A 23,764-nucleotide genomic window follows, 5' to 3' on the forward strand; every position below is an offset into this window, starting at 1 on the left:
AGTGACAGCAATGAGCACTCTGACGACCCCGGTCGTCTATCCCGTCCACGTCGATGCCGAGCTAGATCCGCAACTGAGTCGCGGTCTCTGGCTCGTCAAATGGCTTCTGGTGATCCCGCACTACGTGGTGCTGGTGTTCCTGTGGCTGGCCTTCGCCGTCACGAGCATCGTCGCGTTCTTCGCGATCCTGATCACGGCTCGCTATCCCCGGGCGCTCTTCGACTTCAACGTCGGCGTGATGCGGTGGAGCTGGCGTGTCGCCTACTACGCCTACGGCGCCCTCGGCACCGACCGCTACCCGCCGTTCACGCTTGCTGAGGTGCCGGACTATCCCGCGCACCTGGAGGTCGACTATCCGGAGCACCTGTCCCGAGGGCTGGTCCTGGTGAAGTGGTGGCTGCTCGCCATCCCGCACTACCTCGTCGTGGGCCTGTTCATGAGCGGCATCGGGTACGGCGCCAGCGATCCCGAGGAGGGATGGCTGGTGAATGTCAGTCTGATCGGTCTGCTCGTCCTGGTGGCGGCGGTGACGCTGTTGTTCTCCGGGCGCTATCCGCGGCCGATCTTCGATCTGGTTCTGGGGCTGAACCGTTGGGTGCTCCGGGTCGCCGGCTACGTCGCGCTGATGACCGACCGCTATCCGCCGTTCAGTCTCGACCAGGGGGGCCACGAGCTCCCGACCGGCGAGCACCGGTCGGTGAGCACCGAGCCTCCGCCCGTCCCGATCGCCGGTGCGGCCGCTGACACCCGGTCACAGACGGCATACGGGATACCGCCCTCGACTCCGGAGCCGCGTCGCACCGGTTGGACAGGCGGCCGGGTGCTCTCCCTGCTCCTGGGATCGCTGCTGGTGGCGATCGGGCTCGGATTGGGAGTGGGCGGCGGCTTCCTCGCCGCCGCCGACCAGACCGCGCGCGACGCCGACGGCTTCTTGGTGAGCCCGCAGGAGGGGCTCGTCAGTGACGGCTTCGCCATCGTCTCCGAGGACGCCCGGGTGCACAGCGATGGCGTGCTCGGTGCGCTCCCCGATGATGTCATCGGCGACGTGCGTCTGTCCGCGGAGCAGGCCGGTGACACTGACCTGTTCATCGGGATCGCTCCCACCGTGGACGTCCGGGCCTACCTGGCGGGCGTGCAGCACGACGTCCTGCTGGACCTCCCTTCGTCCGGGCCCGTCTACCGCTCCGCCGATGGCGGGCAGCCGTCCACTGCGCCGGACGAGCAGACCTTCTGGGTCGCCGAGGCGAGCGGCGCGCAGCCGGAGCTGACCTGGGCGCTCGAGGACGGCGACTGGACTGCCGTGGTGATGAACGCCGACGGGTCGGGCCAGGTCGCGGCCGAGGTCTCGGTGGGAGCAGAGGTTCCCATCCTGGACACCGTGATTGCGACACTCCTCATCGCAGCCGGGATCGCGCTTGTGCTCGGCGGCGTGCTCATCGCGGTGCCGGTGCGGTCCGTCAGTGACGAGAGCCGTCATGCAACGCCGTGAGGTGGGTCGGACTCGCGGTGCAACGGCGCGGCCGTGATGCGGGCGTGATGTCGATGCGGCGCTCGCGCCCCCGGTGGCCGGTGGCGAAGTGGATCGTCCTCCTCGTGGTCGGGATGCTCCTGCAGGCAGCTGGGTTGGGGCTAGGTCCGCGACACTACGCCGAGGACGATCTCAGCCCGGTGGCTGTGGCGGGCCTCGCTCTGACCGGGGTCGGCCTCGCCGTCATCGTCTGGGCAGCCTGGCGGATCCTGGCTGGGATGCGACGTCGGTGGTGGGGCGCCGTCATCGCGCCCGTGCTCGTCTTCAGCTATCTGACCGCGTGGACGCTCGGGCAGGCGGTGGCCGCGTCCTTTCCACCGCGTCCTGCGCTGGGTGAGGCCACCCCGGCGGACGTGGGCCTCGCCTACAGCGACGTCAGCTTCCCCAGCAGCGACGGCGTCGAGCTGGCGGGTTGGTACGTTCCGAGCCGCAACGGCGCGGCTGTGGCGTTGCTGCACGGCGCCGGGTCCACCCGGTCGGCGGTGCTGGACCATGCCGTGGTCCTCGCCGAGCACGGATACGGCGTTCTCCTGTTCGACGCTCGCGGACACGGCGAGAGCGCCGGTGAGGCCATGGACTTCGGCTGGTACGGCGAGTCGGACGCCAGGGGCGCTGTGGACTTTCTGGCCCGCCGGCCCGACGTCTCACCGGATCGCCTGGGGCTGGTCGGGATGTCGATGGGAGGCGAGGAGGCCATCGGCGCGGCTGGGGGCGACGAACGGGTTGCGGCGGTGGTGGCTGAAGGGGCGACGAACCGGGTGGCGGCCGACAAGGGCTATCTCTCGGACTACGGGGTACGCGGTGAGGTGCAGCAGGGGATCGACGGCGTCACCTACTGGCTCACCGATCTGCTGAGCGACGCCCCACGACCGCTCTCGTTGCGTCGTTCGACCGCTATCGCCTCAGCGCGGTCGGACCCCACGACGTTCCTCCTCATCGCCGCCGGAGACGAGACCGACGAGGGGCTCGCTGCCGACTACCTTCAGCAAGCCGGCCACGGCTTGGTCCAGACGTGGACGGTGGAGAACTGCGGCCATGTCCAGGGACTCAGCACGGCACCGGCGCTCTGGGAGGAACGGGTGATCGACTTCCTGGAGGAGTCCCTGGACGGAGCACGCAGCTGATCTCCGGCCTGCCGCATGTGGGACAGGTTGACCAGCGCCCACCCGATCACCACCAGTCCAGTCCACAACACGACGGTCCCGCGCACGCCGATCGCCCCGGCGAGCTGCCTGTAGTGGCCGTGCCCCTCCGGGGACGCCCCGCGCGAAGCGCGAGGGCGTACCGTGTCGAAGTGAGACCAGTGCCCGCCCGGCCCCGGCTCCGGCGCGGCAGGGGAGAGCGTGATGGCATCCGGTAGAGCCAGCGAGGGAAACCTGAGCCTGGGGGTCTTCGCGAGCTCCCGCAAGGAGAACGAGCTGCGGCTGCCGCTGCACCCGCGTCACCTGCCACGGATCTCGGCGGAACTTCAGCAGCGCGTCTTCCTCGAGGAGGGGTACGGCGAACGCTTCGGCATCGCCGACGAGGAGCTGCGGGCCCATGTCGCAGGCTTCAGGACCCGCGACCAGCTGGTGGCCGAGTGCGACGTGATCTTGAACCCCAAGCCGGTGCTCGACGACATCGAGCAGCTGCGGCGAGGGCAGGTGTTCTGGGGGTGGCCCCACTGCGTCCAGGACGCCGAACTGACCCAGGTCGCCATCGACAAGGGACTCACGGTCATCGCCTTCGAGGCGATGAACCACTGGAACCGTGACGGGTCCTTCAACCTGCATGTCTTCCACTCCAACAACGAGCTGGCCGGCTACGCGTCCGTGGTCCATGCGATGCAGCTGACCGGGACGACGGGTCACTACGGGCCACAGCTGCGAGGGGTCGTCATCGGGTTCGGCGCCACTGCCCGAGGTGCTGTACTGGCACTCAACTCCCTGGGCGTGAGCGACGTGGACGTCCTCACCCATCGCGAGGTCTCGGCAGTCGCCTCACCCATCCACGGCGCCGGGTTGCTGCACTTCGACCGTGACCAGGGCACCGGCCGAGCTACCCACGTGACCACGCCTGAGGGTCTGGTGCCGACGGGGTCGTTCCTCGCCGGTCACGACGTCGTCGTGAACTGCGTGCTGCAGGACACCGATGCTCCGGAGATGTTCATGACCGCCGACGACCTCTCGGCGATGAAGCGTGGTTCGCTCGTCGTCGACGTCTCCTGTGACGAAGGCATGGGATTCAGCTGGGCCCGTCCCACGTCGTTCGACGCCCCGGTGTTCGTCGTCGGGGACAACGTCACCTACTACGCCGTCGACCACAGCCCCTCGCACCTGTGGAAGTCCTCGACGTGGGTGAACAGCGAGGCCCTGCTGCCGTTCGTCGGATCGGTCCTCGAAGGCGGTGACGCCTGGGACGCTCACCCGACCATTCGTCGTGCCATCGAGATCCGGGAGGGCGTGATCCAGAACCAGGCGATCCTGACCTTCCAAGGCAGGTCTCCGCAACACCCTCACTACCCCTTGGCCACCTGACGGCACCGGCAGCGGGGCTGACCGAGCCGGATCGTCATGGGGGTGATTGTTACGGTGGGGACGACCAATCACGAGCATCGCTCCTGCTTTTTGCCGGGCTGGCTCGACTCGTGCGCTGACACCGCGCGCGGCCGACGAAGGGTCTGCGATGACGTTGATGTGGCTTCTGGCCGCCCTTGCGACGGTGCCCGTCCTCGTCGTACCGCTGACCAGTGCGCTGGGGCGTCGAGCGGGGTGGCCGTTGGCTGCCGCCTTCCTCGCCCTCGCCGTCGTGATGGTTCCATCCGCGCGGGACGTCCTGGGCGGTGCCGAGGTGACCCAGTCGGTGGCCTGGCTGCCAGCCCTGGACATCAACCTGGCGCTGCGCCTGGACGGGCTGGGCCTGGTCTTCGTGATGATCGCCTTGATCATCGGGGCTGCGGTCTTCCTCTACTCCGTGGAGTACCTGGAGGAGGGGCGCCAACTCGGCTTCTACCTGTGGATGACCACCTTCGCCCTCGGCATGGTGGGTCTCGTCCTGGCTGACGACCTCATCCTGTTCTTCGCCTGCTGGGAGATCACCTCCCTGGCCTCGTTCCTGCTGATCGCCCGCTCCGGCTACGGCGCCGAGTCCGCCTCGGCCCGGACCCTGTTCATGACGTTCTTCGGCGGACTCTCGCTGCTGATCGCCATCGTCTTGATGATCGCCGCCACCGGTACGACGTCGCTGTCGCAGGCGCTGGTCTCCGACGTGTGGGCCGATCGCCCCGGAATCACCGCCGCGGTGGCCGTCCTGGTCGCCGTCGCGGGATTCACCAAGGCAGCGCAGTTCCCCTTCCATCCCTGGCTGCCTGACGCGATGGCCGCTGCCACCCCGGTGAGCGCCTACCTGCACGCGGCCGCGGTGGTGAAGGCGGGGATCTTCCTGCTGCTGCGCTTCTCCGAGGCGTTCTCCGAGGTGCTCGTGTGGAACGCGCTCCTGATCAGCGTGGGACTCTTCACGGCGGCGATGGCGGCGCTCTTCGCCTTCCAGCAGCACGACCTCAAGCGGCTGATGGCCTACTCGACGGTGAGTCAGCTGGGGCTGATCACCGCCGCCATCGGGGTCGGCACCGAGAAGGCGCTGACCGCCGCCGTCATCCACACGATCGCGCACGCGCTGTTCAAGTCGGGGCTCTTCATGATGGTCGGCGTCATCGACCACTCGGCCGGCACCCGGGACATCCGGCGTCTCCCGGAGCTGCGGCGGGTCATGCCGTGGAGCTATGCGACCGTGATCCTCGGCACGGCAGGCATGGCCGGGATCCCGCCGCTGCTCGGCTTCGTGAGCAAGGAGACGATCCTCGGCTCGATGCTGGAGGCCCCGGGTCCCGCCTGGGTGGGGATGCTCGCCCTGGCCGCGGCCGGGACCGGTTCGGTCCTGACGTTCGCCTACAGCGCCAAGATCGTGCTCGGAGCGTTCGTCGACGGGGAGCGCGAGCTCAAGGACTGCCATGGTCCGCGTGCAGGGCTCTTCCTTCCCGCCGCGGCTCCCATCTGGGTCGGGCTGCCGCTCGGGCTCGCTGTAGGCGTGCTCGACACTCCGGTCGACCGCGCCGTCCAGGCGATGGGGAGCTCGGCGGCATACCCGTTGCAGCTGTGGCACGGACTGGCCCCGGAGCTCTTCGTGACGGTGGCCGCCATCGCGCTCGGCGCGGGCCTGATGACGCGGCGGCGGACGCTCTACCGCCTGGTGGAGAACGACTTCCTCCCCGGGACCGGCGCCGACGCGCTCGAGCGCATCTTCGCCACGTCGGGAGTGCTGGGCCGCAAGCTCGCCAGGACGGTTGCCGCCGACCACCCCCGGCGCCACGTGGTCCCGCCGCTCATCGTGCTGACCCTCCTCCTCGGGATCGGCAGCGTCGCAGTGCTCGCCTCGGGCGACCTGCCCGCGACCCAGCCCGACCTCTGGCGCCCGGTCGACATCGGACTCCTGGTCCTCATCGCACTCGGTGTCATCGGCACCTGTCTGGCCGACTCCCGGATCGCCGCGACGGTCTCCCTGGGCGGGGTGGGGATCGCGATGACCGTGCAGCTGTTCGCGCTCGGCGCGCCCGACGTCGGTCTGACGCAGCTGATGGTCGAGGTGCTGACCGTCCTGGTCATCATGCTGGTGCTGCGTCAGCTCCCCAACCGCTTCGGTCCGTCCCATCTCCGTCGACGCAGCGGCCCTCTCGTCCTGGGCGTCGCTCTCGGGATCTGCGCAGGGTTGGCCACCTGGCTGCTGACCGGGCGTCGCGAGAAGTCGGTGCCGGCCGACTACTACCTCACCGAGGGGACCGAGGTCACCGGCGGCGACAACCTGGTCAACGTCATCCTGGTCGAGTTCCGCGCTCTGGACACCCTGGGCGAGGTGGCGGTCCTCGGTCTGACCGGGGTCGCCATCGTGGCCGTCCTCGCCACCATCCCCTCGCGGACCTTCGACCCGCCGCGCCGGACCCGCCACTCGTCGCTGCGTCCCACCGGTGCGCTCCGCGACCCCCAGGCCCGATCGGCACTGATCGACCCGCAGAGCAACCTGCGTGCGCTGCAGCTGCTGCTGCGGTTGGTCGTGCCGATCCTGCTCGTGCTCTCCGCGGTCGTCTTCTGGCGCGGTCACAACGCGCCGGGTGGTGGCTTCATCGCGGCCCTCGTCGCGTCGGCGGCGGTGGCTCTGGTCTACCTGTCGCGCCCCGACGACCGGGCGGTCGGCTCGCCGCGGCTGCACGTCGCGCTGATAGGCGGTGGCGTGCTCACCGCGCTGGTCACCGGCCTGATCGGGTACGCCGACTCCTCCTTCCTGCAGCCGCTGTACGGCACGTTCGCCGGCACCAAGCTCAGCACGTCGCTGCTCTTCGACATCGGCGTCTACGCCGCTGTCCTCGGTCTGGTGATGGTGGCCTTCGACCGGCTCGGAGCCGCACCACCGGATGTTCCCGTGGAGGAACCCGTGGTCGAGACAGCGACCGACCGGACCGAGAAGGGGGTCGTGTGAGCGTCCTACCGATCACTGTCGCGATCCTGGTCGCCGGCGGCGTCTACCTGCTCTGCCAGCCGGGTCTGGTGCGCATCGTCTTCGGGATCACCCTGCTCTCGCACGGTGCCAACCTTGTCCTGCTCGCCTCCGGCGTCTCCGCCTGGCGAGGTGAGCCGCTGACCGGCGCGGGTGACCGGGCCGACACCGGCGACCCCTTGCCGATGGCCTTCGTCCTCACCGCCATCGTCATCACCCTGGCCGTCACCGTCTTCATGCTCGCGCTCGCCCGCATCGGCCGCGACGACGACACCCGGCACATCCCCGACTCCGGAGAGGACCACCGCGGATGACCGGCTCCCTCCTGCCGCTCCTGGTCGTAGTTCCCCTGCTGGGTGCCGCTCTCGGTGCCCTCGTCCCCGGGGGCGTCGCCCGGGTGATGCTCGTGCTCAGCCCGGTGCTGAGCACCATCGGCGGGATCGCCCTGCTCGTCACGCACGAGGACACCCCCGTGCTCGCCCACGACGTCGGCGGCTTCATCCCCGGGATCGCGATCCCGCTCGTCTCCGACACGTTCACCGCCGTGATGATCACCGTCACCGGCCTCACGACCACCGCATGCATCGTCTTCGCGTTGATCACCGGAGAGGCCCGGCTCCGCTTCTTCCCGACCCTGGTGATGATGCTGTCAGCCGGAGTCAACGGCGCGCTCCTGACGGGCGACATGTTCAACCTGTTCGTCTTCATCGAGGTGATGCTGCTCCCGTCGTACGCGCTGATCGCGATGACCGGCACGTGGCGCCGACTCGGTGTCGGTCGGCTCTTCGTGGTGGTCAACCTGGTGACGTCGACGATCCTGTTGATCGGCATCGGTCTGGTCTACGGCGTCGCCGGCTCAGTGAACCTGGCGGTCCTGAGCGGCATGGACGCCGGCGATCCGCGGTTCCAGCTCGCGGTCGGCGTGGTGCTGCTCGCGCTCACCATCAAGGCCGGTGTCGTCCCCATGCACGGCTGGCTGCCCCGGGCCTACCCCGCCACGTCAGCCACCGTGATGGCGCTCTTCTCGGCGCTGCACACCAAGGTGGCGATCTACGCGGTCTTCCGGATCCACCAGACCGTGCTCGACGGTGCCGCGCAGTGGATGACGCTGCTCCTGGTGCTGTTCACCCTCACGATGCTGGTCGGTGCCTACGGCTCGCTCGGGGAGCGGATGATCCGGCGCAGCCTGGCCTGGCAGATGATCGCCGGTGTGGGCTACATCCTGGTCGGGGTGGGGATCGGCACCCAGCTCGGGATCGCCGCCGGCATGTTCTACATGGTCCACCACATCCTCGTCATGGGCTCGCTGCTCCTCAGCTCCGGTGCCATCGAGCACGCCTACCGCACCCACCAGTTCGTCGGCCTGTCCGGGCTGATGCGTCGCGAGCCGCTCCTCGCCGTGGTCGTGGCGCTGGGGATGATGTCCCTGATCGGATTCCCGCCCTCCTCCGGCTTCTTCGGCAAGGTGGGCATCGCGCGAGCGGCCGCCGACCTCGACGGCTTCCACATCTGGCTGGTGCTCGGCGCACTTCTGATCGCCAGCGTGGGCACGCTGCTGGCGATGTCTCGGCTGTGGGCCGACGTCTTCTGGGGTCCCCCCTTCGAGGAGATGCCGTCACGGGGCGAGGGGCACAGAAAGCCGCCTGTCGTACCCGACGACACCCGGATGCGCCGGCGGACGCTGGTGCCCGCGGGGGCCCTGCTCCTGGTGTCCCTCGCGATGTTCGTCGTGCCGGGGCCGCTGTGGGAGCTGTGCCTGCAGGCCGCTGACGGACTGCTCGACGTCACCGCCTACGTCGAGGCGGTGACCGCGTCATGATGCTGCTCCGACTCTTCGGTCTCTACGCGCCCTGGCTGGCCTGGCAGCTCACGGTGTCCGTGCTGCGCCTGGCCGCGGACGTGTGCACCCCTGGCTCCACCCAGCGCCCCAGGATCGTCAAGCTGCCCCTGGGGGATCTCACGGACCTGGAGGTCACCTTGTTGACCAGCTCGATCACGATCACTCCCGGCACACTGGTGCTCGGGGTCTCCGCTCAGGAGGGGGCCGAGGCGCGCGCAGCGTTCGTCCAGTCGCTCTTCGGCGAGGACCAGGGCGCGGTGGACGCCGAGCTCCGCGTGATGCGGGACAAGCTGTTGGCCGCCACCCGTGGGGGAGGCGAACGATGACCGGCCTGGTCGTGGCCGCCATCGTGGTGGTCCTCATCTCCTCGGCCCTCGGGTCACTGCAGATCGCGCGCGGACCCGACGACGCCACCCGTGCCGTGGTCGGGGACCTCCTCTTCTTCTGCGCGACAGCGGTGTTCGTCCTCGTCGGGGTGTTGAGCTCCACCGCGGTGTTGTACGACGTGGTGCTCCTCGCCGCACTGTGCGGCATCCTCGCGACCGCGGCTCTGGCCCGCATGCTCACCCGGGGTGAGCGATGAGCTGGCCCGACGCCGGCGCCCTGGTCGCCGGCCTGCTGATGCTGCTCGGGTCGCTGTTCTTCGCCGTCACGGCGATCGGCATCCTGCGCTCCCGCGACGCCATCAGCCGGGTCAACAACCTCAGCCCCGCCACTGGGGCCGGCCTTCCCCTCATCATCATCGGCGCAGCGCTCCACGATCTCGCAGCAGGCGACCTCACCGTGCTCGACGGGGTCAAGGCGGCCCTGGCTGTCGGGGCCGCCCTGGTCGTGTCGTCCGTGGCCAGCAACATGTTGGGGCGCGCGGCCTACCGCAGCCAGCAGGAGCTCGACCCACGCACCCTGGGCAACGCACTCGAGCCGTTCCAGGAGGTCGAGGAGCCCCATCGCGACGAGTAGGTGACCTCCGGGTGGACCGCGCGACTCAGAGGCTGCCGCCGCTGCATCCGACGCAGGTGACGGCCCAGGGGCGCATCTGGAGCCGCGCCATCGGGATCCTGCCGTCGCAGGTGACGCACGTGCCGTAGCCGCCGGTGGCCATCCGCGCACGAGCCGTCCCGGCCTCGTGGAGGAGCCGCTCCACGGTGGCGCGGTAGGCGGTGCTCACCGGGTCGTGGCTGGTCGCCGGCAGCGCGTCCAGCTGCTGCCTCCGCGCGGTCTCCAGCCGGAGCAGGTAGTCCGACACCTCGCCGGGTGCCGTCAGGTCCACCTTGCCGGGATCGGGCAGCTCCAGGAGTGGGGCGCGGGGATGTGCGGGCGCGGTGCTGAGCGTGTGCGTGGTCATGGTCGTCCTTGGGCAACGTCACGCCGAGAAGGCGCGCGAACGAAGGAGGACGCCGACTGACGGCGTCCATGGGAGGGGTCGACTCAGGACAGAGGCGGTGCTCGGTCGATGCTGCGACGCAGCGTGTCGAGACCGCGGATGCCGCGGGCCTCCTCGCTGAGCCGCACGGCCAGCAGCACGGCACCACTGGGCACGTGAGCGGGCAGAGACGAGCGAGGCGTCCGCGCCTCCATGACTCGCCCGATCGTCTCCATGCTCGGACCATAGCAACGACGCACCGAAAGGCAACCTCCTGCGGCTCAGACGGGATCGGGGCCCTGGCGAAGGGGTACAGCCGGGACCAGGACCATGGCAACGAGGAGAGGTGGGACCGTCATCGCGCTGCTCACGTTCGGACACGGAACCTCGACCCGCGAGGCGATCACCGACCTGCTGGTGGACGCCCGGACGCGCCTCGTGGTCGACGTACGACGCTTCCCGGGCAGCCGCCGCCATCCCCACGTCGCGACCGACGAGCTCGCCGCGTGGCTCCCGGCCGCCGGGATCGACTATCGGTGGGAGTCGCGGCTGGGAGGCCGGCGTCGCGTTCCGCCGGAGCAGGCTGGCGCGGACCCGTGGTGGCGGGTCGAGGCGTTCGGCGCCTATGCGGCCCACACGCGGACGGAGGAGTTCCGCACTGCCATGGGCGAGCTGCTGGACGAGGTCTCGGCGCCTCGCGAGGAGGGGATCGTCGTCGTGATGTGCAGCGAGAGCCTGTGGTGGCGCTGCCACCGCCGGCTCATCTCCGACGTTGCGGTCCTGCTCCACGAGCAGCCGGTGCAGCACCTGGGCCACGACGGCAGGCTCACCGACCACGTGCCGGCAGCGGGGGCGCGGGTCAGCCCCGACGGGCTGCGCTACGACCGTGAGGAGGGGGAGGAGGCGTCACCGTCGTGACACGTGGACGTTGTCGCGGAGGTGGAAGCGCCGGTGGGCGGTGACGGCTCGCGAGACGCCGATCCGCGGCGAGGCGACGATGGCGGCCGGGTCCAGGGGCGGGCGCTCGATCAGGCGCAACGGGGCGGAGGCCAGGTCGTGGCCGTACAGCCCGTGCGTGATCGCCAAGGCCTGACAGAGCTTGCCGGGCCCGCTGGCCAGGTCGGCTCCGGCCCGTCCGCCGCGCAGGAGACTCATGGTGGCCTCGCCCGCGAGCGGCTCGACCGCACGGAGGAGAGCCCCCTGGCCATATCCCGCCTCCCCGGTCACCACGTTGCAGCAGTGGTGGCCGCGCATCCGATAGACGTAGAGCCGGCCTGCCGGCCCGAACATGGCCGCGTTGCGCTCGGTCCGTCCGCGATAGGTGTGACTGGCCTCGTCGTCCTCGTCGTACGCCTCGGTCTCGACGATCCGGGCCCGCAGGAGCTCACCGGTGTCGAGCCGCCGCTCGAGCTCGCAGCCGAGCAGGCGCCGTGCGGCGGCCTCCGACCGAAGGCGGAGCCACCCGAAGTGAGCCGGTGATGTCAGGACCATGCTCCTTCCTCCCAGGGATCTCCCACTGCGCCTGACCGCCTCGCCCAGGGCCGCCCGAGCGTACGTCTGAGGAGCAGGGTTCCGTCAGGAACGTTGCTATGGTAGGGCGCATGGAGGCACTCCTGGCAGCGTCGCTCTCGGCCCCGGCCGAGCGTTGCCACCTGCCTTCGCACGTGCCGTCCGGAGCCGTGCTGCTCGCGATCGAGCTCAGCGAAGAGGCCCGCGGCATCACCGGGCTCGACGTCCTGCGCCGCAGCGTCGACCGCGCCCCGCCCACGCAGTCCTGATCCGCGCCCTCGGGCGACGCCGTCGCGGCGTCGCCTCCCTTCGCGTGCGCCCCCGGCCGTCGGTCGCGGGCTCCGCGGCGTAGCCCAAGGACTGACATGACCACCAGCACCACTGCAACGACTGGGACAGCGTCCCGGAGCTCCGTGTCGGAGGCCGCTGCCGACAGAGCCTTCCCGATCGCCGGGCCCGTCGAGCGACGTGGGGCTCCGACCCGGGGCCGGTTCCCGGCCGCCGGCTCCGCTGCGCTTCCACGCGGGCGGGAGCCTGAGGAAGGAAGAGGCTGATCCGCCGTGCCGCGGAGCGTGGCCGTCGTCGGAGCCGGGATGGTGGGGCTCTCCACCGCGTGGTTCCTGCAGCAACACGGCATCCAGGTGACGGTCTATGACCGTGACCACGTCGCCGCCGGCTCCTCGTGGGGCAACGCGGGCTGGCTGACGCCGGCGCTGACCGCCCCGCTGCCGGAGCCCGCGGTGCTCGGCTACGGGATCCGCGCCGTGCTCAACCCGTCGTCGCCGGTCTACGTTCCCCTGCGCGCCGACCCGCGCCTGCTGCGCTTCCTCGCCGGCTTCGCCCGACACAGCACGGCCCGGCGGTGGGGTCTGGGCATGCGGGCCTACGGGCCTGTGAACCGGCGCGCCCTCGAGGTGTTCGACGAGCTCACCGACGCCGACGTCCACGCCTCCACCTTCCCCGCCGACCCCTTCCTCGCCTGCTTCCGCACGGCGCAGGAGAGCGTGGCCCTGATCGAGGAGCTCGAGGAGATCCGGGCTGCCGGGCAGGAGGCGACGTACGACGTCCTGTCCGGCGACGAGGCTCGTGCTGAGGAGGCCTCCCTGTCGTCCGAGATCGGCGCGGCGGTGCGCCTCGACGGACAGCGCTACCTCAACCCGCCCGCCTTCCTGCAGGCGCTGGCGTCTGCGGTGCGAGAGCGGGGCGGGCGCATCGTGGAGGCCGCCAGCGTCACCGACGTGCGGCCCAGCGCGGGCGGGGTCCGGGTCGTCGGCTTCAGTGAGGCCGGGCAGGTGCCCCTGGATGCGCCCTTCGATGCGGTCGTGCTGGCCAACGGCGCCTGGCTCGGCCCTCTCGCCCGGAGGTTCGGGGTGCGGCAGCCGGTGCAGGCCGGTCGCGGCTACTCCTTCAGCGTCGCCGGCGACCCGCTCCCGCAGGGACCGGTGTACTTCCCCACCCAGCGGGTCGCCTGCACCCCGCTCGCCACCTCGGACGGCCCTCGGCTGCGCGTCGCCGGGATGATGGAGTTCCGCGCCCCCGACGCCCGCCTCGACCAGCGCCGCGTCCGCGCGATCGTGGAGGCGGCACGTCCGCTGCTGCGCGGCGTCGAGCTCGACCGCCGCGAGGACGAGTGGGTCGGCTCACGGCCCTGCACCGCCGACGGTCTGCCCCTCATCGGCGCGAGCAGGGAGCCGAACGTCTTCATCGCCGGCGGACACGGGATGTGGGGCATCGCGCTCGGGCCGTTGACCGGGAAGCTGCTCGCCGAGCGGATCGTCACCGGCATCACCCCGCCCGAGATCGTCGCCTTCGACCCCCTGCGGTGAGCCGTCCGGCGCGCCGCCCAGCCTCATCAGGAGCCGTCATGCTCGACCAGGACCTTCAGGATGCGACCCTCACCCGGCGACCGGACGTGGGCGACCCGTGGTGCGACCACACCACGCGCTCGTTGCGACGTGCGCAACCACCCCCGGCCTCTCAGCAGAGACCCCCGACCAGTGAGATCAGGTTCTGGGGATACCTCGCCCTGACCGGGCTGCTGGCGACGCTCGTGCCGCTCACCGCCGCCCTGGGGGCCAGGCTCGTGGACTCCACCGGGTCCCGCGTCCTTGCGGGGCTCGCCATCACGCTGATCACCGCTCTGGCGGTCACCGCGTCAGGGGCAGCCACGGACGCGGCCCACGAGACCCTGCGGGACTGACGAACGACCTGCGTGCGACCCTGGGGCGGTCCAGGGCAGGAGTGACGACACGACGGAGGCGACGGTGCGAGGTGCGCTCGTCGCCTGCGCCGCGGTGCTCGCGCTGGTGCTGACGGGGTGCGTTCCGGCCGAGGACGATCCGACCCCCTCGCCGACGCCATCGTCAGCCCCGCCCTCGGCCCCACCGTCAGCCCCGCCGTCAGCTCCCCCCTCAGACCCGACTCCACCCCCGACGTCGGGCTCCGCGTCGGGCTCCGCGTCGGAGGCGCTGGCGTCGCTGCCGGTCAAGGGACGGGCTCCGATGACCGGCTATGACCGTGCCCGGTTCGGTCAGGCGTGGCTCGACGCCGACAGGAACGGCTGCGACACCCGCAACGACATCCTCGCCCGCGACCTGGTCGACGTCGTCTTCGCGCCCGGCACCGGCGAGTGCCGGGTCAGCCACGGTCTGCTCACCGATCCCTACACCGCCCAGACGATCGCCTACCTGTACGGCGACGGGACCCTGGTCGACATCGACCACGTCGTCGCTCTCGGCAACGTGTGGGTCACCGGTGGCTCTGCCTGGGACATCACGAAGCGGGCCGCGATCGCGAACGACCCACTGAACCTGCTCGGCGTCGACGCCTCGGCCAACCGGCAGAAGGGAGCCGGCGACGCGGCCACCTGGCTGCCGCCGAACAACAGCTATCGGTGCTCCTACGTCGCACGCCAGGTCGCCGTGAAGGCGAAGTACGGGCTGTGGGTGACGCCGGCGGAGCGCGACGCCGTCGAGCGGGTCCTGGCGCGTTGCCCGGGGGCGCCGCTTCCCCCCGACTCCGGCGCACCGGTGGAGGTGGACCAGAACATCACCGGTCCGGGTGCTCGACCAGAGTCTGCCCTTGAGCCCGAGGGTGGATCTCACGACAGCGCGACGGCGCCGTTCGAGAACTGTGACGCCGCACGCGCGGCAGGGGCGTCACCGGTCCGACGGGCAGATCCGGGCTACGGGACCCACTTGGACGGCGACGGCGACGGCATCGCCTGCGAGTAGCCGGGTCGCCGTCGGCGGGTGCACCCGGGTTCAGTCGCCCCGAGTCTCCACGAACGTCGCCAACGCAGGATCGTCCGTCACGAACCGAGAGACCTCCTCGCCCCCGTCACAGGTGAACAGCCCGATCGTGACCTCACCGTCGCGCCGGCTCAGCACCCGCCAGACGGCGCCGGTGTCCTCCCACCGTCGTAGCACTTCCACGGGGTCGTCCGGTTGCTCCTCGCTCATCTCGACAGTCTGGCTCACATAGGGTCGGCGCGTGGAGTGCCCGAAGTCGATGACGTATGGCCCCTGCGGGGGAGTCCGCGACGACGCGTCCTGCGAGATGGACGCGCGACCGTGTCCGTTCGCGGGCCCGGGCGCCGGAGTCGTCGCCTGGGAGCAGGCGACGGCGACGGCCGCCACGCCGACCAGCGCGCTGCTCGACGCGGCCGGGCGGGGACCCGTCGTGCTGACCGACCTGACCATCCCGGCGTACGACGTAGCGGGGCTCGCCGCCGTCACCGAGACGCTCGCGGGCTCGTGCGACGCCGTCCTGGTGGGGGAGCACCAGAACCGGCCGGACTTCCCCCCGACGCTGATGGCGGCCCTGATCGCTCAGGCCGGGGGCGTCGCGTGGGTGACGCTCGCCTGTCGCGACCGCAACCGACTGGTGCTGGAGCAGGAGCTGGCAGGCCTCGCGGTCGCCGGCGTCGACGGGGTCCTGTGCGTGACCGGGGACGGGCGGGCCCAGGGCGTGCGGCCCGGGGTCACCCAGGTGTTCGACCTCGACGGCACCCGTCTCGCCGCGCTGGCCGCCGAGACCGGCCACGCCGTCGGCGTGGTCGAGTCACCCTGCGCGATGCCCCGCGAGCTCCGCCCCGAGCGTCTGCTGCAGAAGCAGCGTGCCGGGGCTCATCTCGCCGTGCTCAACCACGTCCGGCGCCCGAGCGAGGTCGCCTCCTTCGTCGCCGCCACCCGGGAGCTGGGCCTGACCGTGCCGGTGATCGCGGCCGTCGCCGTCTACACCGACGAGCGGTCCGCGCGCGTGCTGCAGCGCTTCCCCGGTCTCCAGATGGACGACGAGCAGGTGACGAGGGTCCTCGGCGCCCGCGACGTACGCTCCGCGGGCATCGAGACGGCCGTGGCGGAGGCGGGGGCGCTGCTCGCCATCGATGGCGTGGCCGGCGTCAACCTCTCCGGGCTCGCCTCCGGCGAGGGGGCAGCCGCGGGTGCGCGGGTCAAGGCCGAGGTCGGCACACGAATCCGGGAGGACCGATGACAGAGAACGACCCCATGGAGGACGAGTTCGACACCGTCGCCTCGTGGACGGCCACGGCGGTGGCTGAGCTGGGGGAGGATCACGCTCTGCCGGCCGCGTGCCGGGGCAGCGGGAGCCCTGCCGCACTGGACTGGCTGGCCGGCTCGATGGGGCTGGGGGAGGGGGACAGCCTCCTGGACTCCGGTGCCGGGGTCGGCGGTGCCGCCGAGTACGTCGCACGGACGCTCGGGGTGCGCCCCACGCTCGCGGAGCCGATGGAGGGCGCCTGCCAGGCCGCGCGCGCCCTCTTCGACAGCCCCGTCGTGGTCGCCGACGGCGTGCAGCTGCCCTTCCCCAACGCGGCCTTCGCCGGCGCCTGGTCCCTCGGCGTGCTGTGCACGATCCCGAACAAGCGTGCGTTCCTGCGCGAGCTGAGCCGGGTCGTCGTTCCCGGCGGGGCCGTCGGGCTGCTGGTCTACACCCGCGCGGTGGATCCGCTGCCCGACCAGCCCGAGGGCAACTCCTTCCCGAGCCGGGCAGAGCTCCTTGCCGACCTGTTGGCGACCGGGCTGACGGTGGAGGGCGAGAAGCTGCTCAGCGAGACCGAGGACCCGCCCGAGGAGTGGCAGCAGGCCGCCGACGCCGTCGAGGACCTCGTCGAGCGCCGCCACTCCCACGACGAGCGGTGGCAGCGGGCGCACGAGCAGCAGGAGACGATCACCGGCCTGATCCGGGACGGACTCGTGGTGGGGCTCCTGGTGAGCTGCCGCAAGGAGTGAGCGCGCCTCTCGCGGCCCCTGCAGAAAAGTCTATGCAGAAAACTCTCTGCATGGTCTAGGGTCTCCGGCATGGCCCAGGACAAGACAGTGCGCACCGTCGACGACGCATCCGCGATGAAGGCGCTCGCGCACCCGTTGCGGGTGCGGCTGCTGGCCCGGCTGCGCGAGGACGGGGCGGCCACGGCCACCGAGCTGGCCAAGCACCTCGGAACGGAGTCTGGGTCGACCAGCTATCACCTGCGGGTGCTGGCCGAGCACGGATTCATCGAGGACGCGCCGGGAGAGCGCCGGCACCCGCGAGAGCGCCGCTGGGCGGCTGCCCACCAGCTCAACACGTGGAGCAACACCGCACTCGCCGCCAGCCCTGCCGGGCTCGAGGCCTCCGCGGTGATGCGTCGCCAGCAGGTCGCGGTGCTGATGCGCGACGTGGAGTGCTTCGACCAGGCGGTGACCGGTCTGGAGGCCCCCTGGGCGGAGGTCTCCGGCATCGGAGACCGCCTCGAGCGGCTCACGGTGGAGTCCCTGACCGAGCTCTGGGACCGGTTCTACGCCCATCTCGACGAGCTCGCCGCCCGTGACCGCGACAACCCGCAGGCTCGGCCCGTCTCGGTCGTGGCCGCGGGCTTCCTGGCCGAGGAGTCGGCATGACCTCGACCCCGTCTGCCGCGACGGGGCCAACAGCGTGGGGGCCTGCTGCGTCGGGGCCGCCCGCCGATCCGACCCGGCGCTACACCGTGCTGTCGTTCCTGCAGTGGCTGCCGGTCGGGCTGATGATGGTGCCGATGGTGCTGCTGCTCCTCGAGCGCGGACTGAGCCTCGGGCAGATCGCGGTCGTCGTGGGCGTCTCGTCGGTCAGCGTCGCGCTCCTGGAGCTCCCTACCGGCGGCCTCGCCGACACCCTGGGGCGCAAGCCGGTGCTGGTCGTCTCCGCTCTGGTGCACGCGGTGGCGCTGGTGATCCTCGGCCTGGCGGCGGGCATGGCGCTCCTCCTGTTCTCGGCCGTGCTGCGCGGGCTCTCCCGGGCCCTGTCCACAGGCCCCTTGGAGGCGTGGTACGTCGACTCGGTCCAGGCGCTGCGCCCCCTCGACGACGACACCACGCCCCTGACGACGGGGTTGGCCCGCGGGGAGATGGCCTCTTCGGTCGCCCTCGCTGTCGGGACCCTGGTCGGAGGCGTGCTCCCCGTGGGCTTGGGGCTCCTCGCGGAGCGCGGCCTCACACTGCCGGTGTCCGTTCTCGCCGTTCCGATCCTGCTCGCAGCCGCGGTCGAGGTGGTGCGCGCGGCGCTCACGATCGGTCTGCGGGACACGCCCCGCGCTCAGGAGGGCGCCCGCATCTCGTGGCGGAGCGTGGCCGCAACCGTCGGCTCGGGGGTGCGGCTGGCCGGCCGCGACCGGGTGGTCCTGCGCCTGCTGCTGGTCGCCGGGACGACCGGCGTCGCGCTCGCCGTACTCGAGCTGATCACGCCGGCCTGGCTCGACCGGATGCTGGCCGACCCCGAGCGCGCGGCGGCGAGCTACGCCGTCCTGGTGACGGTCGGCTTCGGCGCGGACGCCCTCGGTGCTGCTCTCGCACCGGTGGCGCGAAGCCGGCTGTCGAGTCCGGTCCGGGCGTCGGCCGTCGCGACAGGGGTCGCCGTCGTCGGCGTCCTCGGCCTGACGGTCGCCACCCCGCTCGCCGGCAGCGGTGCCGTCGTGCTGGCCGCTGCCGGATACGTCGTGTTCTTCGTCGGCCTCGGTGCCGCCGGCCCGCCCCTCGGGGAGGTGCTGCACGGGCAGGTCCGCGGCTCGGAGCGGGCCACCGTGCTCTCGGTGCAGTCGCTCGTGCTGCAGCTCGCCGGCGCCGCCGGTGCGCTGGTCGCCGGAGTGCTCGTGACCCGGGAGGGGATGTGGGTGGGATTCGCGATCGCTGCCGCCGCGCTGGCTGGCGGGGTCCATGTGCTGGTCCGACTGTCCGGTTCCGGTGGGCGGGAGTCTGCTCGGCCCGCCTGAGCGCGGCGTCCTAGGTTCGGCGCATGCTGCCCCACGTCGCCGCTTTCGAGGAGACCGCCCGATGCGCCTGACCGTCGAGGACCTGGATCCGGTGCGGCGGGAGAGGCACGAGGCCCTGGTGAGCGCCGTGCGCGACCTGAACCTCGCCGCTGGGACCACTCTCATCGACGCCCCCGACCTCGATGAGGTGACGGCGGCGGTCACCGAGCTGAGCCGGGTCCTCAGCAAGGAGCGCACCCCCCGGGTGGTGCGCTCGACCTTCACCGAGCCGAGCCGGCGCGCCCGTGCCGGGCTGCCCCTGGACCTCAACGCGGTCAACCCCACCCTGCTGGGGGTGCGGGTGGAGTTCGGCCACGACGCCGACACCGAGGCTGACCCCGAGACTGGCACTATGGCTGGGGGAGCGGCGGGGCTGGTGCAGGCACTGGACGGCGGCGACCCGGTGGGGATGACCGCCCGGGCCGAGCTGACCGTGGATGCGCTCCACGAGGGACCGCCCGACTCGGTCCACGGCGGCGTCACGGCCTTCCTGATGGACTGCCTGCTCGGGATCCTCGTGCAGGCGACGGGCATCCCGTCGGTCACCGGGACCCTGGACCTGCGCTACCTGCGCCGTACCCCGCTCGAGGAGCCGGTCGTGCTGGTGGCGAGGCTCGTGCGGCACGAGGGCCGCAAGCTCTGGGCCGAGGGGTGGATCGAGCACGAGGGCCAGCGCACGGTCGAGGCGCACGGGCTCTTCATCTCGGTCGCCCCCCGCCAGTCCTGATCCAGGGCTCCGGGAGGCCGCCCGGAGATATCCCGTTGTCCGGGAGATCGCGCGTCCGACGGCGTGATGACACCTACCGTCTCGCCTATGCGCATCCGGCGAACCCCACCGACCTTCACGCACCTGCTGTCTCCCGGCAGGATCGGCCCGATCACCCTGCCCAACCGGGTGATCATGCCGGCGATGGACATGAACGTGTGCCACGACGGCGTGATCGTCGACGAGGACATCGAGCACTACGTCGCCCGCGCCGCCGGCGGCACCGGGATGGTCATCACCTCCGCCTCCGCTGTGGCGTTCCCGGTGGGCGCGACCAGCCTCAAGGAGCCGGGTCTCTCCGAGGACCGGTTCATCCCCGGGCTGCGGGCGCTCGCCGACGCGGTCCACGACGCGGGCTCGCTGCTCTGCGTCCAGGCCACCCACCACGGCAAGGTCGCGCGCATCGACACCGCGCAGGGGCGGCCGATGCTGGTGCCCTCGGTGCCGGCGGAGAAGCCCGACCTCAGTTCGCTGCGCGACAACACGCCCGAGGAGCTGCGGCTGATGGCCGGCGTGACCCAGGGCCAGGCACCGAGCTATCGCGAGGCAACCGAGGAGGACATCGCCTGGGTCATCGACCAGTTCGCCCAGGCCGCCCGGCGGGTGATGGAGGCGGGCGCCGACGCGATCGAGATCCACTGCGCCCACGGCTACCTCCTCGGCGGCTTCCTGAGCAGCGCCGACAACCGCCGTACCGATGCGTGGGGCGGGTCGCTGGAGAACCGCGCCAAGCTGGCCTGCGAGGTGATCGCGGCCGTACGACGGATGGTGGGCGACCGCCTGGCGGTGCTCGTGCGCGTCGCCGGTGAGGAGTACGGCGAGGAGGGCGCGCTCAGCGTCGAGGAGACCATCGCGGCGGCGCGGCTCTTCGAGGCGGCCGGCGCCGACGCCATCCACGTCACCGGGTGGGGACGCAACCCGTTCCGCGACTTCCTCAAGGGCCCGCTGCCGGACGGGGTCGGGGCCTACCGCGCCAACGCCCGGCGGGTGAAGGCGGCCGTCGGCATCCCCGTCATCGCGGTCGGCCGGGTGCTGCCCGAGGTCGGTGAGGCGATCGTCGCCTCCGGCGACGCGGACTTCGTCGCGATGGGCCGCCAGCTCCTGGCGGACCCGGAGCTGGTCAACAAGTTGAAGGCCGGGCGTCCGGACTCCGTGCGGCCCTGCATCAACTGCTATGTGTGCGTGGAGCAGAACTTCTGGGACGAGACCCCCGTGTGTGCGGTCAATCCCGCCCTGGGCGACGAGAGCGCGGCCACCCTCCTGCCGGTGCCGTCCCCGCGTCACGTCGTCGTGGTCGGCGGCGGTCCGGGAGGGATGGAGACCGCCCGCGTCGCCCGCGAGCGCGGCCACCGGGTCACCCTGGTCGAGGCGGGGGACCGGCTGGGCGGGTCGGCCTGGTTCTCCCAGCTGACGACGCCGCCCAACGGTCCGCTGCTGGACTGGCAGAGGCACGAGCTGGAGCGGCTCGGGGTGGTGGTGCTGCTCGGTCACCGGGCGAGCGCCGACTCGATCGAGGCGCTGCGGCCGAGCGTCGTGGTGCTCGCCACCGGTGCCCACCGGGGCCGGCCGGCCATCCCCGGCGCCGAGCTCGCCCACGTGCAGACCGGCGACACCCTGCGAGCGCTCATGACCGGGACCGGCGACACCGACGGAGCCTCGGCCGGGCGGACCATGCGCTGGGCCGCCCGTGCCGGCCGCCTCACCGGCGCCACCCGACACCCTGAGCTGATGCGCCGGGCTACTCGCACGTTCCTGCCCGTGGGCAAGGACGTCGTCGTCATCGGCGGGTCGCTGGTGGGGCTCGAGCTCGCCGAGTTCTTCGCCGAGCGCGGCAAGACGGTCACCGTGCTGGAGGCCGGCGCGCAGGCGGGCCTGCCGATGGCGATGCCGCGGCGGTGGAACGCGGTGCGCAAGGCGACCGACCACGGGGTCCGTCTGGAGCGCCAGGCGACCGTCGAGGAGATCACCGCGACGGCCGTCCGGTTCCGTGACCAGAAGGGCGCGGAGCACTCGGTGCCGGCCGACCTGGTCGTCGTCGCCTCCGAGGTGGCCGCCGGCGCTCCGCTGGCCAAGGACCTCGCCGACCGCGGCATCGCCGTGGAGATCGTGGGCGATGCCGCGGAGGTGGGCTACATCCAGGGGGCGATCCACTCCGCCTGGGGGGTGGCCCGCGGGCTGTAGCCGCGGACCACCACGGAGATCGCTACTTCACCTCGGAGCGCAGCACGCCCCACAGGCCGATCGTGAGCGGGACCAGCAGCCACACGAACCCGGTAACGCCCAGCTGGGCCCACATCTCGCCGGTCATCGAGGAGCCCTCAGTGAGGGCGCCCTGGCTGTAGTTGAGGTCCACCCACGGACGCAGGTCGGCGAACCAGTCCTGGGTGGCCGCGAGCATCTCGGTGAGGGTCACCAGCACGAAGCTGAAGACGAAGTAGCCGACGATCGCGACGGCGGAGCTGCGGAACAGCACGCCGAGCGTGAAGCCGATCAGCATGTTGATGATCTGGAACAGGATGAGCGTGGCAAAGCCGGTGGGATCGATGTCCCAGACCGGTTCGACGCCGACGATCGACGCGCCGAGGACGTTGCCCAGCGCGCCGACGGCGAAGGCCACCAGCATCGAGGCGACACCGACCGTCAGCGCGACGACGAGCTTGGCCGCGATCACCCGGCCGCGGTGCGGCACGAGCGTGAACGACGTGAGCCCGCTGCGCTGACTCCACTCGCTGGTGACCGAGAGGATCGCGATGATCGGCAGCAGCACCGCCATCGGGATGCCGATCGCTGCGCCGAAGTTCTCATAGGTGATCTGGTCGTCGGGCGCGAAGGCGATGGTGGCCGCGGTCGCCAGGATGGCGGTGATCCCGACGCCGGCGAGCAGCCAGAACCCCGACCGGGTGTCGAAGGACTTGCGGAGCTCGACCGAGACGAGCCGGGTCAGGGGGATCGGGGCGGGCACGGGCCGCGTGGGGCGCGCGGTCTGCCGCTCGAGGACGGTGGTGCTCATGCTGCTTCTCCTTGGGCGTCGATGGTGGTGGTGCCGGACTCGCGCTGGGTCTCGGCGGTGAGCTCGAGGAACATCTCCTCCAGCCCGGCCCCGTCGGCGGCGCGCAGCTCGACGAGGGGCACTCCGGCCTGGTGGGCGACCAGGCCGACCACCTCGGGATCGGCGTCCACGCGCAGCGCGTCGTCCCCGCCGGAGGCCCCGCTGGCGACCGGCGTGTGCCCGGCGGTGGTGAGGGCGCGGGCGAGCCCCGGCACGTCGCGGGTGCGCACGAGTGATCCGGCGGTGGCGAGGAGCTCGGCCTTGGTGCCCTGGGCGACGACCCTGCCCTGGCCGATCACGATCAGGTCGTCGGCGATGACCTCGATCTCATGCAGGAGGTGGGAGGAGAGCAGGACGGTGCCGCCGGCGTCGGCGTACCCGCGGAGCAGGTCGCGCATCCAGCGGATGCCCGCCGGGTCGAGGCCGTTGGCCGGCTCGTCGAGGATCAGCACCTCCGGGTCGCCGAGCAGCGCCGTCGCGAGGCCCAGGCGCTGCCGCATCCCGAGGGAGTAGTTGCGCACCCGGCGCCCTGCCTCGGTCGGCGTCAGGCTGACCCTCTCGAGCATCTCCTCGACGCGGCGGGCGGGGAGGCCCATGGTGCGTTGGGCGATCGTCAGGATCTCGCGCCCGGTGCGGCCGGCGTGCTGGGCGGAGGCGTCCAGCAGGACGCCCACCTCGAGACCGGGGTTGGGCAGCTCGGCATAGCGCCGGCCGCTGATCGTCGCGCTGCCGGAGGTGGCCGGCGTCAGCCCGACCATGATCCGCATCGTGGTGGACTTCCCGGCGCCGTTCGGGCCGAGGAAGCCGGTGACGCGGCCGGGCCGCGCCGTGAAGGTGACGTCGTCGACGGCGGTGAAGGCGCCGTAGTTCTTGGTGAGGCTCTCGATCGTGATCATGGGCC

Annotated in this window: 26 protein-coding genes and 1 pseudogene; 21 read left to right on the forward strand and 6 right to left on the reverse strand. The window is 71.5% G+C overall.

Going from position 1 to position 23,764, the window contains the following annotated elements; genetic code table 11:
* Window positions 1–10: 10 nt before the first annotated feature.
* From ACYU7L_RS12885 to ACYU7L_RS12925, 9 genes are all read left to right on the forward strand, one after another.
* A complete protein-coding gene (locus ACYU7L_RS12885) occupies window positions 11–1,489 on the forward strand; it encodes a DUF4389 domain-containing protein (RefSeq protein ID WP_460797195.1) in 1,479 nt (492 codons plus the stop codon).
* A 47-nt stretch (window positions 1,490–1,536) separates the two neighbouring features.
* Window positions 1,537–2,652, forward strand: coding sequence for an alpha/beta hydrolase (locus ACYU7L_RS12890; RefSeq protein ID WP_460797199.1), 1,116 nt, complete (start codon window positions 1,537–1,539; stop codon window positions 2,650–2,652).
* A 222-nt stretch (window positions 2,653–2,874) separates the two neighbouring features.
* Window positions 2,875–4,044, forward strand: coding sequence for a N(5)-(carboxyethyl)ornithine synthase (locus tag ACYU7L_RS12895; RefSeq protein WP_460797201.1), 1,170 nt, complete (start codon window positions 2,875–2,877; stop codon window positions 4,042–4,044).
* 148 nt (window positions 4,045–4,192) lie between these two features.
* Window positions 4,193–7,036: a DUF4040 family protein gene (locus tag ACYU7L_RS12900; RefSeq protein ID WP_460797203.1), complete on the forward strand. Its 2,844-nt coding sequence runs from the start codon at window positions 4,193–4,195 to the stop codon at window positions 7,034–7,036.
* Window positions 7,033–7,368, forward strand: coding sequence for a sodium:proton antiporter (locus tag ACYU7L_RS12905; RefSeq protein ID WP_460797205.1), 336 nt, complete (start codon window positions 7,033–7,035; stop codon window positions 7,366–7,368). The genes ACYU7L_RS12900 and ACYU7L_RS12905 overlap by 4 nt, the downstream gene beginning before the upstream one ends.
* A complete protein-coding gene (locus ACYU7L_RS12910; protein WP_460797207.1) occupies window positions 7,365–8,873 on the forward strand; it encodes a monovalent cation/H+ antiporter subunit D family protein in 1,509 nt (502 codons plus the stop codon). Before ACYU7L_RS12905 ends, ACYU7L_RS12910 begins: the two co-directional genes overlap by 4 nt.
* Window positions 8,870–9,220, forward strand: a complete 351-nt coding sequence (locus ACYU7L_RS12915) for a Na+/H+ antiporter subunit E (RefSeq protein WP_460797208.1) — start codon at window positions 8,870–8,872, stop codon at window positions 9,218–9,220. Before ACYU7L_RS12910 ends, ACYU7L_RS12915 begins: the two co-directional genes overlap by 4 nt.
* On the forward strand, window positions 9,217–9,477 hold the full coding sequence (locus tag ACYU7L_RS12920; RefSeq protein WP_460797211.1) for a monovalent cation/H+ antiporter complex subunit F: 261 nt from the start codon (window positions 9,217–9,219) through the stop codon (window positions 9,475–9,477). The genes ACYU7L_RS12915 and ACYU7L_RS12920 overlap by 4 nt, the downstream gene beginning before the upstream one ends.
* Window positions 9,474–9,854, forward strand: a complete 381-nt coding sequence (locus tag ACYU7L_RS12925) for a monovalent cation/H(+) antiporter subunit G (protein WP_460797215.1) — start codon at window positions 9,474–9,476, stop codon at window positions 9,852–9,854. Before ACYU7L_RS12920 ends, ACYU7L_RS12925 begins: the two co-directional genes overlap by 4 nt.
* A gap of 25 nt (window positions 9,855–9,879) precedes the next feature.
* On the opposite strand, the gene ACYU7L_RS12930 is transcribed toward ACYU7L_RS12925, so the two are convergent.
* Both ACYU7L_RS12930 and ACYU7L_RS12935 read right to left on the reverse strand, forming a co-directional pair.
* The gene (locus tag ACYU7L_RS12930) at window positions 9,880–10,239 is read right to left on the reverse strand and encodes a TraR/DksA family transcriptional regulator (protein WP_460797217.1); all 360 of its coding nucleotides are present in this window, start codon (window positions 10,237–10,239) and stop codon (window positions 9,880–9,882) included.
* Window positions 10,240–10,322: 83 nt separating this feature from the next.
* Complete coding sequence (locus ACYU7L_RS12935) at window positions 10,323–10,493, reverse strand: hypothetical protein (protein ID WP_460797219.1); 171 nt, start codon at window positions 10,491–10,493, stop codon at window positions 10,323–10,325.
* A gap of 94 nt (window positions 10,494–10,587) precedes the next feature.
* On the opposite strand from ACYU7L_RS12935, the gene ACYU7L_RS12940 reads away from it, so the two are divergent.
* The gene (locus tag ACYU7L_RS12940; protein ID WP_460797221.1) at window positions 10,588–11,175 is read left to right on the forward strand and encodes a DUF488 domain-containing protein; all 588 of its coding nucleotides are present in this window, start codon (window positions 10,588–10,590) and stop codon (window positions 11,173–11,175) included.
* On the opposite strand, the gene ACYU7L_RS12945 is transcribed toward ACYU7L_RS12940, so the two are convergent.
* A complete protein-coding gene (locus ACYU7L_RS12945; RefSeq protein WP_460797223.1) occupies window positions 11,164–11,748 on the reverse strand; it encodes a DNA-3-methyladenine glycosylase in 585 nt (194 codons plus the stop codon). The genes ACYU7L_RS12940 and ACYU7L_RS12945 overlap by 12 nt on opposite strands.
* A 110-nt stretch (window positions 11,749–11,858) precedes the next feature.
* Between ACYU7L_RS12945 and ACYU7L_RS12950 the strand changes: the two genes are divergently transcribed.
* The 5 genes and pseudogenes from ACYU7L_RS12950 to ACYU7L_RS12970 all read left to right on the forward strand — a co-directional run bounded on the left by ACYU7L_RS12950 (window position 11,859) and on the right by ACYU7L_RS12970 (window position 14,999).
* On the forward strand, window positions 11,859–12,035 hold the full coding sequence (locus ACYU7L_RS12950) for a hypothetical protein (protein WP_460797225.1): 177 nt from the start codon (window positions 11,859–11,861) through the stop codon (window positions 12,033–12,035).
* A 291-nt stretch (window positions 12,036–12,326) separates the two neighbouring features.
* Window positions 12,327–13,592: an NAD(P)/FAD-dependent oxidoreductase gene (locus ACYU7L_RS12955; protein WP_460797227.1), complete on the forward strand. Its 1,266-nt coding sequence runs from the start codon at window positions 12,327–12,329 to the stop codon at window positions 13,590–13,592.
* A gap of 38 nt (window positions 13,593–13,630) precedes the next feature.
* Window positions 13,631–13,966, forward strand: coding sequence for a hypothetical protein (locus tag ACYU7L_RS12960; RefSeq protein ID WP_460797230.1), 336 nt, complete (start codon window positions 13,631–13,633; stop codon window positions 13,964–13,966).
* 64 nt (window positions 13,967–14,030) lie between these two features.
* A pseudogene (locus ACYU7L_RS12965) lies at window positions 14,031–14,783 on the forward strand (HNH endonuclease family protein); the annotation flags it as partial.
* A gap of 18 nt (window positions 14,784–14,801) precedes the next feature.
* The gene (locus ACYU7L_RS12970) at window positions 14,802–14,999 is read left to right on the forward strand and encodes an excalibur calcium-binding domain-containing protein (protein ID WP_460797416.1); all 198 of its coding nucleotides are present in this window, start codon (window positions 14,802–14,804) and stop codon (window positions 14,997–14,999) included.
* A 30-nt stretch (window positions 15,000–15,029) separates the two neighbouring features.
* Here ACYU7L_RS12970 and ACYU7L_RS12975 read toward each other — a convergent pair whose 3' ends face one another.
* Window positions 15,030–15,227, reverse strand: a complete 198-nt coding sequence (locus tag ACYU7L_RS12975; RefSeq protein ID WP_460797232.1) for a hypothetical protein — start codon at window positions 15,225–15,227, stop codon at window positions 15,030–15,032.
* A gap of 31 nt (window positions 15,228–15,258) precedes the next feature.
* Here ACYU7L_RS12975 and ACYU7L_RS12980 point away from each other — a divergent pair, with 31 nt between their 5' ends.
* The 6 genes from ACYU7L_RS12980 to ACYU7L_RS13005 all read left to right on the forward strand — a co-directional run bounded on the left by ACYU7L_RS12980 (window position 15,259) and on the right by ACYU7L_RS13005 (window position 21,995).
* On the forward strand, window positions 15,259–16,260 hold the full coding sequence (locus ACYU7L_RS12980; protein WP_460797234.1) for a methylenetetrahydrofolate reductase: 1,002 nt from the start codon (window positions 15,259–15,261) through the stop codon (window positions 16,258–16,260).
* Window positions 16,257–17,018, forward strand: coding sequence for a class I SAM-dependent methyltransferase (locus ACYU7L_RS12985; RefSeq protein WP_460797236.1), 762 nt, complete (start codon window positions 16,257–16,259; stop codon window positions 17,016–17,018). The genes ACYU7L_RS12980 and ACYU7L_RS12985 overlap by 4 nt, the downstream gene beginning before the upstream one ends.
* 69 nt (window positions 17,019–17,087) lie before the next feature.
* On the forward strand, window positions 17,088–17,666 hold the full coding sequence (locus tag ACYU7L_RS12990) for a helix-turn-helix domain-containing protein (RefSeq protein ID WP_460797238.1): 579 nt from the start codon (window positions 17,088–17,090) through the stop codon (window positions 17,664–17,666).
* Complete coding sequence (locus tag ACYU7L_RS12995) at window positions 17,663–19,009, forward strand: MFS transporter (RefSeq protein ID WP_460797241.1); 1,347 nt, start codon at window positions 17,663–17,665, stop codon at window positions 19,007–19,009. Before ACYU7L_RS12990 ends, ACYU7L_RS12995 begins: the two co-directional genes overlap by 4 nt.
* A 61-nt stretch (window positions 19,010–19,070) precedes the next feature.
* Window positions 19,071–19,775: a PaaI family thioesterase gene (locus ACYU7L_RS13000; protein ID WP_460797243.1), complete on the forward strand. Its 705-nt coding sequence runs from the start codon at window positions 19,071–19,073 to the stop codon at window positions 19,773–19,775.
* 87 nt (window positions 19,776–19,862) lie between these two features.
* Window positions 19,863–21,995, forward strand: a complete 2,133-nt coding sequence (locus ACYU7L_RS13005) for an oxidoreductase (protein ID WP_460797245.1) — start codon at window positions 19,863–19,865, stop codon at window positions 21,993–21,995.
* A gap of 22 nt (window positions 21,996–22,017) precedes the next feature.
* Here ACYU7L_RS13005 and ACYU7L_RS13010 read toward each other — a convergent pair whose 3' ends face one another.
* Together ACYU7L_RS13010 and ACYU7L_RS13015 are read right to left on the reverse strand one after the other, a co-directional pair.
* Window positions 22,018–22,824 carry an ABC transporter permease gene (locus ACYU7L_RS13010; RefSeq protein WP_460797247.1) on the reverse strand — a complete coding sequence of 269 codons (807 nt, stop codon included), beginning with the start codon at window positions 22,822–22,824 and terminating at the stop codon, window positions 22,018–22,020.
* Window positions 22,821–23,759, reverse strand: coding sequence for an ABC transporter ATP-binding protein (locus ACYU7L_RS13015; protein ID WP_460797249.1), 939 nt, complete (start codon window positions 23,757–23,759; stop codon window positions 22,821–22,823). Before ACYU7L_RS13015 ends, ACYU7L_RS13010 begins: the two co-directional genes overlap by 4 nt.
* Between the last annotated feature and the right edge of the window lie 5 nt (window positions 23,760–23,764).

Source organism: Nocardioides pacificus (assembly GCF_054775955.1).

Coding starts and splice junctions, on each gene's coding strand:
- ACYU7L_RS12935 (WP_460797219.1), bottom strand. CDS start 10,493: ATGGAGACGATCGGGCGAGTCATGGAGGCGCGGACGCCTCGCTCGTCT.
- ACYU7L_RS12995 (WP_460797241.1), top strand. CDS start 17,663: ATGACCTCGACCCCGTCTGCCGCGACGGGGCCAACAGCGTGGGGGCCT.
- ACYU7L_RS12895 (WP_460797201.1), top strand. CDS start 2,875: ATGGCATCCGGTAGAGCCAGCGAGGGAAACCTGAGCCTGGGGGTCTTC.
- ACYU7L_RS12940 (WP_460797221.1), top strand. CDS start 10,588: ATGGCAACGAGGAGAGGTGGGACCGTCATCGCGCTGCTCACGTTCGGA.
- ACYU7L_RS12925 (WP_460797215.1), top strand. CDS start 9,474: ATGAGCTGGCCCGACGCCGGCGCCCTGGTCGCCGGCCTGCTGATGCTG.
- ACYU7L_RS12945 (WP_460797223.1), bottom strand. CDS start 11,748: ATGGTCCTGACATCACCGGCTCACTTCGGGTGGCTCCGCCTTCGGTCG.
- ACYU7L_RS12890 (WP_460797199.1), top strand. CDS start 1,537: ATGTCGATGCGGCGCTCGCGCCCCCGGTGGCCGGTGGCGAAGTGGATC.
- ACYU7L_RS13015 (WP_460797249.1), bottom strand. CDS start 23,759: ATGATCACGATCGAGAGCCTCACCAAGAACTACGGCGCCTTCACCGCC.
- ACYU7L_RS12975 (WP_460797232.1), bottom strand. CDS start 15,227: ATGAGCGAGGAGCAACCGGACGACCCCGTGGAAGTGCTACGACGGTGG.
- ACYU7L_RS13010 (WP_460797247.1), bottom strand. CDS start 22,824: ATGAGCACCACCGTCCTCGAGCGGCAGACCGCGCGCCCCACGCGGCCC.
- ACYU7L_RS12915 (WP_460797208.1), top strand. CDS start 8,870: ATGATGCTGCTCCGACTCTTCGGTCTCTACGCGCCCTGGCTGGCCTGG.
- ACYU7L_RS13005 (WP_460797245.1), top strand. CDS start 19,863: ATGCGCATCCGGCGAACCCCACCGACCTTCACGCACCTGCTGTCTCCC.
- ACYU7L_RS13000 (WP_460797243.1), top strand. CDS start 19,071: ATGCGCCTGACCGTCGAGGACCTGGATCCGGTGCGGCGGGAGAGGCAC.
- ACYU7L_RS12910 (WP_460797207.1), top strand. CDS start 7,365: ATGACCGGCTCCCTCCTGCCGCTCCTGGTCGTAGTTCCCCTGCTGGGT.
- ACYU7L_RS12985 (WP_460797236.1), top strand. CDS start 16,257: ATGACAGAGAACGACCCCATGGAGGACGAGTTCGACACCGTCGCCTCG.
- ACYU7L_RS12950 (WP_460797225.1), top strand. CDS start 11,859: ATGGAGGCACTCCTGGCAGCGTCGCTCTCGGCCCCGGCCGAGCGTTGC.
- ACYU7L_RS12990 (WP_460797238.1), top strand. CDS start 17,088: ATGGCCCAGGACAAGACAGTGCGCACCGTCGACGACGCATCCGCGATG.
- ACYU7L_RS12930 (WP_460797217.1), bottom strand. CDS start 10,239: ATGACCACGCACACGCTCAGCACCGCGCCCGCACATCCCCGCGCCCCA.
- ACYU7L_RS12920 (WP_460797211.1), top strand. CDS start 9,217: ATGACCGGCCTGGTCGTGGCCGCCATCGTGGTGGTCCTCATCTCCTCG.
- ACYU7L_RS12900 (WP_460797203.1), top strand. CDS start 4,193: ATGACGTTGATGTGGCTTCTGGCCGCCCTTGCGACGGTGCCCGTCCTC.
- ACYU7L_RS12960 (WP_460797230.1), top strand. CDS start 13,631: ATGCTCGACCAGGACCTTCAGGATGCGACCCTCACCCGGCGACCGGAC.
- ACYU7L_RS12885 (WP_460797195.1), top strand. CDS start 11: ATGAGCACTCTGACGACCCCGGTCGTCTATCCCGTCCACGTCGATGCC.